A 10822-nucleotide genomic window follows, 5' to 3' on the forward strand; every position below is an offset into this window, starting at 1 on the left:
AGCTGATCAGATCGTAGGTTCTGGATTTAGTTCCACTGAATTACGCAACAAAGCCTTACTAAGGTGCAAATACCGCAGCCAATCACGCCAAGTGACCTCTCCCAATATGACTACATTGCCAATCAATGGGAAGGAATCAACAGCCAAAGAAGCTTTGAAATTAATAAGGGCAAAGTAAGCACGTATCAATTCAGGGCAAGTAGAATCGGAGATAGCGTTCCGACGATCCGCATGATGGCCTTAAATGGGTTGGGGATTGCCTGTTTACCTAAACAAGCAATTGAAGAAGACCTGAAAAAAGGAACATTGGTAAACATCTTGCCCAAAGATCAAGTTCTTAAAGCCTCTTTCTATGTCGTACATAATTATGGGTTACAGGTGCCAGCCAGAATTCGCGCCTTTATTGAACACCTAAGACAACACGCTGAATCTTATTCTTAATATCTTACAACCAAATTTCCATACGTCGCTAAACTGACGATTTATCGACCAACATTAAACCTTACAAAGAATAATGGCTTTGTTCAAGTTATCTAAAATAAAATAATTTTCTTCAAAACAATTACATTATAGATTTAATTTCCACAAAAAACTCAAATTAGAGATAAAAAGGCAAAACTTTTCTCCGACTACCTTTCTATACTGTGCCACGTCATTAAGGCGCCACAAGCCTATGATTTAAAATAATTATTAATGAGTAGTCACCATGAATTCGAAGTCGCTAACTATCTTGCTTTTTGTCTCTGTTTGCTTAATTTGGGGAACCACTTGGTTCGCTATGGAAGTGGCATTGCATTCTATCCCACCTATTTTTGCCACTGCGTTACGCTTTTTACTTGCAGCACCTTTGCTTGCGGTATTAGCAAAAGTCTTCAACCAACCTTTGCTTTTCCCTAAAGGTAAACGTCAATGGCTGCTTATTGTGGCACTGATGTATTTTGCTATTCCGTTCACTTTGATGATCTATGGTGAGCAATACATCTCTTCTGGTCTAGCGTCGATCATCTTCGCCAACATGCCAGTCGCTGTCATGCTGATGTCGGGTTTATTCTTAGGTCTACGATTGGCGAAACATCAAATCTTTGGTTTGGTCACAGCTGTTGTGAGCCTATGTTTAATCCTTGGCAATGAAATGCAAATGGGTGGTGATGATTACCTTATTGGCACGGTTTGCTTAGGCCTTGCAGTTGCCATTCACGCAGTGATGTATGTTTTAGTTCAAAAGCACTGTAAAGGCATCGAAGTACTTACCTACAACGCCGTTCCGAGCTTAATTGCTTCTCTATTCTTGTTCGCAGTTTCAGCGATGGGTGAAAGCGTTAATGTTGAGTCCTTCACTTGGGATTCAATCTCAGCTGTCGTGTACCTAGGTTTTGTGGCGAGTGTTGGCGGGATTGTGGCTTACTTTAAATTAGGACAAGTTTCGACGCCTTTCCAAGCGTCTATCTGCTTCCTAATCTTCCCAGTGGTTGCGCTGCTGATCTCTTGCTACATCAATGGAGAAGTGCTGTCTGAACAGTCACTGGTGATGATGATCCCTCTGCTTTGTGGCATCTTGCTTACTAAGGCTCCAAAAGGAATCTTCAAGTTACGTGGTGGACTAAAAACCGCAAGAAGCTAATCCTACTGAAAGCTAACCCTACCGGAAGCTGACTAGATATTTCCATCTAGCACATACAAAAAAGCTCCAATATCACTATTGGAGCTTTTTATTAGTCTTTATCCAGAGTTAGCGCCAGCTAAACATTCGCACTTCATTGCCCTCTTCGGGCTTCTTAGGGATGTTTAAAGACAACGCCAAAGATACCGCCGCCATCGCAGCACCTATGTAGAAAACCGTTGCAGGGGACGATAACCAAATCACCCCAAATACGACCGGAATAACAACCGCTGCAATATGGTTGATGGTGAAAGAGACACCTGCGGTTGATGCCATGTCGGCAGGATCGGCGATTTTCTGGAAGTAGGTTTTGATCGCTAATGCGAGTGCAAAGAACAGATGGTCAACAACATACAGCGCCGCCGCCCATTCCGCGCTTTGCACCAAACCATAACCGACAAACACACCAATCAAACCCACATACTCGAAGATCAGCGCCTTGCGCTCGCCAACCACACCGATAAATCGACCAATGCGCTTCGCAAACAAGAAGTTAAACAGGTAATTAATTAAGAACAGTAGCGTTACGTCAGCAGCTGAGTAACCAAACTTCTCTACCATTAAAAAGCCAGCAAATACCGTGAAGATCTGTCTTCTCGCGCCACTCATAAAGGTGAGCGCGTAGTAGAGCCAGTAACGCTTTCTCAGCACCAATTTCTTATTTTGTTGAGTCTTGGTTTGAAACTCAGGAAAACCAAAGGTCATCACCAAAACCAGAATAAAACCAATACCGCCAGTAATGCCGTACACCCAAGCAAAATCGAGCTTCAGCTGTTCTAACATCACCCAGATTGAGCCATAAGTAATTAACGAAGCCAACGCGCCAACGGAGATCATCTTACCAAGCATCTCAGGTGCTTCTTCTTTACTCAGCCATTGGAGTGACAAAGACTGCTTGAGCGTTTCAAAATAGTGAAAACCCGTCGACATCAAAATGGTGGTCAGCAATAGGCCAGTAAGTGAAGGAAACAAACCGGTAATCGCCGTACCGACAGTGAGCATCGCCAGCGATATCAACATGAAGCGTTGCTCGCGAATGAACGCCAACACAAACACCACGGTAAAGGCCAAGAAGCCAGGGATCTCACGAACACTTTGCAATAAACCAATATCCGCACCATCAAAGTTCGCTTTCTCAATAACAAAGTTATTCAGCAGCGCCATCCAGCTCGAAAACGCGATAGGGACAACAATTGAAATCAGTAATAAGAAGTTTTGCGGCGTTTTCCAGCTCGCGGTTTTATCGAACATTGACGGACTCCTGTTCGTCTAATTGGTTAAGCACTCGTAAGGTTAGTTGCTCGGTATACGGGTTGATCTTCCAATGCTCAGGGCTCCAACCTTTAACAAAACGTTGAAAATCAGCCCATGCCACGTAAAACATTGGTCGCCATGCGGCTTCAACATCATCGAATGAAAGGTGTGGCTGATAGTGCATGAGTGCCGCTTTCAAGTATCGAAAGTAAGCCTCCAAGATCTCTGCTTCAAGCTGCGCGCAATCTTGCGGCCTAACCGCGCTGCTCATGAACAAGGCCACATCTTTCATCGCACAACCACGCCCAACGTATTGGAAATCAACGGCAGCAGCGCGCTCGCTTTTTAAATCAAAGCAGAAGTTGGCAAGCTTAGCGTCACCATGTACCAAGGTTTGATATGGGCACGCCCTTAATAGATTGTCAATGTGCTGCGCTTGGCTCTTAAGCGGTAAATCAGCCAATGCGTTTAACTCGTCAGGCCGAGTGTCTAAATGCCAATATGTGCCGACTTGCCACAATGAAGCTGAATGTTCTTGATCTACATTGATGTGCTTTGCGTGAAAATTAGCGAGCCATTTAAGGCAAGCATCGCGTTGGTTTTGCTCTTCTAGTGTGTAACCAGACGCCAGCTCAGGCTGAGTATCTTGGATTGCTAAATCATCAAAAGCAGCAAGCACATCAAACTGAGAGTTCAACGGGAAGCCGATATCCGCTAGGTCTTGCATAACGATAAGCCACTCGTTCTCTTGTAGCTCACATTGCAGCCCTACAGGTACAGGGCAACGCTCATCCCACTGTTGGGTAAACGACTGATACCACGCGGTCTCAACTTGGTAAGAGTGCACCTTTCGTTGATGAGAAAGTTTGGTATTCCAACCCTTTGGGTGTTCTGCTTTATCTGGCAATGCGACATGTTTAACAATCACGCTGTTGAATGAAGAACGCCTTTCTTTGGAAAAAATCAAACGAACTAATTCACCATACCCGCCCCATAGGCTTTGAATTACCTGGACATCAAACCCTTGGTGACAATCCAGTGAGGCCGCTATTTTTTGATAAAGCTCATTTTGATAAAGCTCTTGTTGATAAAGCTCAGGCTGATTTTGACTTGAAACCGCTGCTGGTTGAGCGAGATTTTTTGACGATATTGATTGAGACATATACTCGTTACTATGCTTTATCGGATAAAAGGTGTGCCCACTGTGGCTGCCTATTCATATAGTGAATCACATAGCTACAAATCGGTACAATTTTAAAACCTGCTTGTTCAATTTCAACCAGTACCGACTCCATCATCACCTTACCGAAGCCCTTACCTTGAAGCTCATCAGGAATACGTGTCGATGTAATATGTAATACATCTCCGTCCTTTTGATACTTAACAATCGCGAACTGGTTGGGTGCTAGCTCAACTGTGATCTGGTTCGCATCTTGATCCCATTTTGTTGGCTGCATTCTCAACTCCTGAAAATAATTGATACGACAAACAATAAAAATTTGAAGTATTCATTCCTTGTAATAGACTAACTCAAGCTTATACAAATAGAACTAAGTACTTACAAACAAAGTAAATAACTCTGTGCCATCGGCTTAATAACGAATCAACAAAGATAAAGGCACTCTATAAATCTATGTGAGTACATCTACCTAGTCTATGTAATTGCACTTAATTTATGTAATTGCACCTGCTAAATCTAGCACGTATTTGCCCCTTAATAGCAAGTTACCAATAAAACAAACAGACGCATGTTGGCGCATGGAGAACATATAATGAACGCACCACTGAAGAAGCCTTTGGAGCATAATCAGGCACTTCAAGATCCTCGTAACCGCACCGTTTCTACATTAAATAGCACCGATGCACTGGCTATGATAGAGCACGGCAGTGAACTAACATTAAATGTATCGACTCCAGTTGGTACTAAGTTTCTCGCCACCACTAAATTTATCGGTACGCACAGTGATAACTGCATTGTGGTAGAAGTTCCTGATGTATCTAACGACGATCTGAGCTTTTTCTTCCAAGAAGGTTTTTGGATGACAGCTCGTGCGTACTCTCTGCGAGGAGAAGGCGCTCTTATCCACTTTAAAAGCCAAATTCACCATAGGATCGGAGATCCCTTCCCTATACTTGTGCTTTCAACACCAAGCTCGATGCAAGTAACCCAACTGCGTAAAGAGACACGCTACGAGGTGAACTTAGCTTCCAGAATCATCTTCAACGATCAACGAGCAAACTGTGAGATTAGAGACTTATCGAAAAGTGGTTGTCGTTTTGTTACCTCACCGACTTCTCGTGCGATTCAAATTGCCGAACGAGTATCTATTGAAGTTACACCTGAGAACTACAATGGCCCACTTATACCGCCATTGAAAGGCATCATCTGTAATCTCCAAAAATCAACGCATTACGCTCGATACGGGGTAGAATTTGATGATATTGGCCGCTCTAATGCCAAACACTTGTTGGCGAAGCTGAAGTTCGATGGCACCAAGCTCTGTTTGCGCAATAGGTAAAGTCATTTAGTACATTGCTTTCACCGAATACCGTAAGCAGACCAGATACAGACGACTCAATAGCGAGCAAAGTCGCAATCAAAAAAAGCCATCGATTTTTATGTCGATGGCTTTTTAGTTTTGTCTATTTATCTGTTTGTCTGTTTGTCTATTTTTCAAACGCTTATCTAGCTAATAAGCTAGTTGGGTCTATAGATATTAGACTATTTACGCAGTGCGTTCAGTTTAGCTTGAGCGATACCAAAGATAGTATCGATTGGGTAACTCCCCTCATCACTAGCCTCACCGGCGGCTTTGCCTGTAAACAGCTCAATCGCTTCGGTCACATGGTCGATAGCCCAAATATTAAACTCGCCCTTTTCAACCGCTTTTACGATGTCATTACGCAACATCAGGTTGTGAACATTTGAACGTGGGATGATCACCCCTTGCTCATTTGAACGTCCTTTGATTTCGCACACATCAAAGAAGCCTTCAATTTTCTCATTCACACCACCAATAGGCTGAGACTCACCGAACTGGTTCATCGAGCCGGTAATCGCGATGTCTTGACGGTTCGGCTGCTTAGAAAATGCAGACACCACCGCACAGAACTCAGCCATACTCGCGCTATCACCATCGACGCCACCATACGATTGTTCGAAGGTGATATTGGTAGTAAGCGGTACTTTCGCTGTCTTACCAAATACCGAAGAAAGGTAAGCCGATAAGATCATCACCCCTTTCGAGTGAATACTGCCGCCTAGATCTACGTTTCTCTCGATATCAATCACTTCACCGTCACCATAAGCCGTGGTTGCCGTGATCCGGTTCGGTGCGCCAAACATATGATCAGTCGTACTGAGTACAGACAGCGCATTGACCTGCCCAACCGCCTGACCATCCACATGAATCAGTGTTGTACCGTTGGTGAAGGTTTCCATTACGCTGTCTTGCAGTCGCCCGACACGCATCTGTTGGTTCAATAGCGCCTGGTCGACATGCGTAGCACGAATCAGGTTCGACTTCGCTCCTTTCGCCACGTAGTTTGATTCACGAAGCAGGTTGGCAATGTGTGCCGAGTGCAGCGACAACTTACTTTGGTCACCCGCCTGACGAGAACTGTGCTCAATGATGCGAGCAATCGCTTTGCGATCACAATGCAGCATGTTGTTGTCGTGCACGATACTTGAAATGAAGCGTGCGTAATGCATTTCAGAATCCGCAGTACGCTTCATCTCATCTTCAAAATCGGCCGTCACACGGAACAATTCACCAAACTCCGCGTCGTAATGTTGCAGTAGTTGATAAGTTCGATAATCACCAAACAGGATGATCTTAACGTCCAATGGAATAGGCTCAGGATCAAGTGATACCGCCCCCGTTAACGTGACCTCTTTTTCTAATGACGTGAAGCTCAATTGACGCGAACGCAGCGCGCGCTTCAAGCCTTCCCATACATAAGGTTGTTCAAGTACTTTGACCGCATCCATCAGCAAGACGCCGCCATTGGCTCTATGTAAGCTACCTGCACGAATCAAAGAGAAGTCCGTAAATACGGTGCCTTTGAACGTTGCCGTCTCGACATAACCAAACAGAGAGTGATAATTTGGATTCTCTTCCACCACGATCGGCAGAGTCTCCTCCTTCTGGCTCACAATCACGTTCACCTTGTAGCGACGTGGCATTTTCTTATCCAAAGAGGCGGTCGCAACTTCTGCTTGCTCTGTGCTCTCTTCTAAGAAAATATCTGCGTTGTCGACAATGTCTTTACGCAGTGCTGTCAGGTACTTTTTAATATCAGGATATTGGCTGTAATCTTGCTTCAACTGCTTGATGAAGTGGGTAATAACATCTCGCGCCGTATCATCATTCAACTTTTGAACTTTCTCTGTATACGTCTCTTCAAGCTCGGTCAGTTCACGAGAAATGGTCCGCAGCCCGACTTCCAATCCATCAATGGTTTTATCGAATTGATCTTGCTCTTCTGGCGTGAGTAAGTCGAAGCTCTCTTCGGTATGAAGATCATCGCCATTCATCGCGACAAATTGGTAGTCACCCTGAGTCGTGATCGTCAGGTTAATGCCCTTATCTTTTGCTTCTTGACTGATCGCTTCTAACGCCGCTTGTTGCTTAGCGGCCAACTGATTTTTTAATCGGTCAGCGCGGTTAAAGTACATCTCGTTATCGAATGCGAGTGGCATTGCTTTAAGAAGCTTACGCATCAGCTTTTCAATATCTTGCTTCAAACTGCTGCCAACACCACGAGGCAATTTCAGCACCTTAGGTGTACGAATGTCTTCAAAATTCGCGATATAGCACCAATCAAAAAGCTCCTGTACTTCTTGAGGATGTCGGTTTAGGTAGCGCAAGATCATGGTACGTTTACCCAGACCATTTCGACCTATCGCATAAATGTTGTAACCCTTTTCCTTAATTGACATCGCGAACTCAACGGCCTTTTGTGCACGTTCTTGCCCGACGATTTCGTCAATTGGAGCCAGTTCTTTGGTCGACTTACATGGTAGCTTATCGAGTTCCGCTACCTTATACAGCTGTTCTGTATTGAGTCTTTGCATCGCCATCGCCGCCTCCTTAGTCCTTCATTACTTGGGTGTAGATAAAATCAGTGTAGATGTAATTACCTATAAATTTAGTGACTTACGCTGCACAGCTGTTCAACTGAACAAATAACACACAATTTACCCCGTTTTTAGCAATAACGAGAGATTTAATTCACCAACTTAGCATGTGAATGATTTTAATTTGCAATTGATAATAAATATCATTAACATTTTAGGATATTTAAAATTAAGGATGTGGACATGGAAATTGAACGCTGCTGGATGCACTACCTAAAAGCTGAACAGTTAATGGAACAAGGTCATTGGCCCGAAGCACAGCGCCTCTATAACGATGTTCTCACCTCTCTTCCTCATCACATCCAAAACGCGGCATACCAAAGTGACATCAAACCCTGCCAGTTTGCTTGCTTAATTTCAGGCCTTAGAGACGCCAGTGTCGCTCAATCAGAGATTCTCAATCGTTTAGGCCAACAGCAACAAGCCTTCGATACCTTGAACCAATCTTATGCATTGATGCAATTTATCTCTCTTGAGGGTACAGAATTGATTCAACGTACCTTTAGGTTATTGGAAAAGCAGAGCGAAGATTTACTCAATCACCTGATCGCATTTTGCAGTGCTCAGCGCAGCTCACATTGGATGCTCGAGCTAGAACAAATTCAACGCGCTCATCACCATTTTGGGCAACTTAAAACCACTTCAGAAGTTCAATCTTCACCTAATGTCTTAAATTGATAAGGATATATCATGTCGGACCGGGCCATTCTTAAAGTTAACAATCTCTCCGTTAAATTCATAACCAATGATGGAATCATTGATGCGGTAAAAAAGATTAACTTTACTCTTAATTCTAGTGAAACCTTGGCCATTGTTGGCGAATCGGGTTCAGGTAAATCTGTCTCTTCCAACGCTTTAATGCGTTTGCTTCCTGATAACGCGATTATTGATGCTCAATCGGAAATCGAATTTGAAGGTCAGTCGATACTCAAAAAGACTGAACGAGAGATGCAGTCAATTCGTGGTGACAGGATCGGAATGATCTTTCAAGAACCAATGACCTCTCTCAACCCATACCTGCGCGTGGGTACACAAGTGGCTGAAGCCATTATGTGTCATCGTAATGTATCGAAATCTCAAGCGAAGCAGCGTGTGCTTGAGCTTTTCAACCTTGTACATCTGCCAATGCCAGAACAAGCATACAAAAAATACCCACATGAGTTTTCAGGCGGCCAGTTGCAACGCATCATGATCGCAATGGCTCTGATCAATGAACCAGACATTCTGATTGCAGACGAACCAACTACGGCTTTAGATGTAACGGTTCAGGCTGAAGTGCTTTCTCTTATCAAAGAAATTCAAAGCAAGATGGGCATGGCGATTTTGTTCATTACCCATGATCTCGGTGTAGTGAAACACTTTGCCGATCGAGTACTCGTGATGTGTAAAGGGGAATTGGTCGAAGAAGGACTCACTCAAGAGCTATTCGAAAATCCTAAGCACGATTACACACGCATGCTGATCAACTCAATTCCGAAAGGCGCTAAGGTTCCTGTAGAAGCATCGGCGCCAGAGCTACTGTGTGCCGATGATATCCGTGTTCAATTCTTGGTGAAATCCCACTTCATTAAGAGTAAGAGTCAATATTTCGAAGCTGTAAAAGGCATCTCATTGACCCTAAAACAAGGTGAAACGTTAGGCATTGTTGGTGAATCTGGATCAGGTAAATCAACACTAGGACGCACACTGATCGGCTTACTGCCAAGTACCGGACGTATTGTTTACAAAGGCCAAGATGTGAGTTTGTTAACCGATAAAGAACGTCACAAGCTCAAGAAAGATGTACAGATGGTATTCCAAGACCCTTATGGTTCTTTATCACCACGCATGACCGTTGGGGAAATCATCACTGAAGGTTTAACGGTACATCAACCTCATCTATCCAAGAAAGAAAGATTAGAACGAGCTCGCAAAGCATTGATTGAGGTTCGCTTAGAACCCAATTCAATTAATCGCTATCCACATGAGTTCTCGGGCGGACAAAGACAACGTATTGCAATTGCTCGCGCATTGATTCTTGAGCCATCTTTCATTCTATTGGATGAACCGACTTCAGCACTCGATCGCTCTGTACAACTGACGGTGATTGACCTGCTAAAAGACATTCAAGCCAAGCACAATATCGGCTTCCTATTCATCAGCCACGACCTTTCGGTAGTCAAAGCCTTATCGGATCGTGTATTGGTGATGCAGAAAGGTGAAGTGATGGAAGAAGGGTCTGCAGAAGAGATTTTCAATGCACCGAAAAATGACTACACCAAGAAATTAATCGCAGCGTCATTCGACTTAGAAAATAAGTCGAAAAAAAATGCCGCGTAAAGGGAACTAATCAAGATTAACAGCGTCTTATATGTACATTCTGAATAATCTCGATACTCAAAATAATTGGAGTTGCAGCTAGGCAACAAATAAGTTCAGCCCTATGAGCATAGGTGTTCTATGTAATTTGGGTGAACTTAGGCAGTTAACAACGCTGCGGCTTCAAATATGAAGAGTAGAATGGGTTTCACTCTAGAATGGATATAGCAAAACTGGTTTGGCCGCCAAAAGAAAAATGTCGCATGGATGCGACATTTTTCGTTTCTGGCGTATATGAAAAAATCAACTCAGCGATTCGAGCCAGTGATTATGAAGGTTTTCTAAAATTGACGGACTTTAAACAGGGTTAGCTGATAGTCGGGTCATAGTCGCAGAGCGGCTTCATCCAACTCGTTTTTGGACAAAAGTTTGTCAGCGACTTTACTAAATTAGCAATTAATGAATAACTG

9 protein-coding genes and 1 pseudogene are annotated in these 10822 nt (G+C 43.6%); 6 read left to right on the plus strand and 4 right to left on the minus strand.

The annotated features are described in order from the left end of the window. Positions 1-54: 54 nt before the first annotated feature. Both ACED59_RS23355 and ACED59_RS23360 read left to right on the plus strand, forming a co-directional pair. Positions 55-441, plus strand: a pseudogene (locus tag ACED59_RS23355) (LysR substrate-binding domain-containing protein); the annotation flags it as partial. Between the two features lie 265 nt (positions 442-706). Next, positions 707-1621: a DMT family transporter gene (locus ACED59_RS23360; RefSeq protein WP_017099134.1), complete on the plus strand. Its 915-nt coding sequence runs from the start codon at positions 707-709 to the stop codon at positions 1619-1621. A 108-nt stretch (positions 1622-1729) separates the two neighbouring features. Here ACED59_RS23360 and ACED59_RS23365 read toward each other — a convergent pair whose 3' ends face one another. The 3 genes from ACED59_RS23365 to ACED59_RS23375 are packed head-to-tail and all read right to left on the minus strand — an operon-like array spanning position 1730 to position 4371. Beyond that, on the minus strand, positions 1730-2911 hold the full coding sequence (locus ACED59_RS23365) for an MFS transporter (RefSeq protein ID WP_009846171.1): 1182 nt from the start codon (positions 2909-2911) through the stop codon (positions 1730-1732). Further along, positions 2901-4076: a phosphotransferase gene (locus ACED59_RS23370; RefSeq protein ID WP_371705151.1), complete on the minus strand. Its 1176-nt coding sequence runs from the start codon at positions 4074-4076 to the stop codon at positions 2901-2903. The genes ACED59_RS23365 and ACED59_RS23370 overlap by 11 nt, the downstream gene beginning before the upstream one ends. Before the next feature lie 10 nt (positions 4077-4086). Then, positions 4087-4371 carry a GNAT family N-acetyltransferase gene (locus ACED59_RS23375; protein ID WP_029224077.1) on the minus strand — a complete coding sequence of 95 codons (285 nt, stop codon included), beginning with the start codon at positions 4369-4371 and terminating at the stop codon, positions 4087-4089. A 315-nt stretch (positions 4372-4686) separates the two neighbouring features. Here ACED59_RS23375 and ACED59_RS23380 point away from each other — a divergent pair, with 315 nt between their 5' ends. After that, the gene (locus tag ACED59_RS23380) at positions 4687-5433 is read left to right on the plus strand and encodes a flagellar brake protein (protein ID WP_012601168.1); all 747 of its coding nucleotides are present in this window, start codon (positions 4687-4689) and stop codon (positions 5431-5433) included. Between the two features lie 203 nt (positions 5434-5636). Here the strand turns inward: ACED59_RS23380 and ACED59_RS23385 are convergent, their stop codons facing one another. Further along, a complete protein-coding gene (locus ACED59_RS23385; RefSeq protein ID WP_017099137.1) occupies positions 5637-7997 on the minus strand; it encodes a Lon protease family protein in 2361 nt (786 codons plus the stop codon). 240 nt (positions 7998-8237) lie between these two features. Between ACED59_RS23385 and ACED59_RS23390 the strand changes: the two genes are divergently transcribed. From ACED59_RS23390 to ACED59_RS23400, 3 genes are all read left to right on the plus strand, one after another. After that, entirely contained in the window at positions 8238-8732 is a 495-nt protein-coding gene (locus ACED59_RS23390; protein WP_009846166.1) for a hypothetical protein, read from the plus strand. 12 nt (positions 8733-8744) lie between these two features. Next, positions 8745-10373, plus strand: a complete 1629-nt coding sequence (locus ACED59_RS23395; RefSeq protein WP_017099138.1) for an ABC transporter ATP-binding protein — start codon at positions 8745-8747, stop codon at positions 10371-10373. 197 nt (positions 10374-10570) lie between these two features. Next, positions 10571-10723, plus strand: a complete 153-nt coding sequence (locus ACED59_RS23400) for a hypothetical protein (RefSeq protein WP_158008817.1) — start codon at positions 10571-10573, stop codon at positions 10721-10723. Positions 10724-10822 lie beyond the last annotated feature (99 nt).

It is taken from the genome of Vibrio sp. FF266, from assembly GCF_041439695.1.
Classification (GTDB): Bacteria; Pseudomonadota; Gammaproteobacteria; order Enterobacterales; family Vibrionaceae; genus Vibrio; species Vibrio tasmaniensis_A.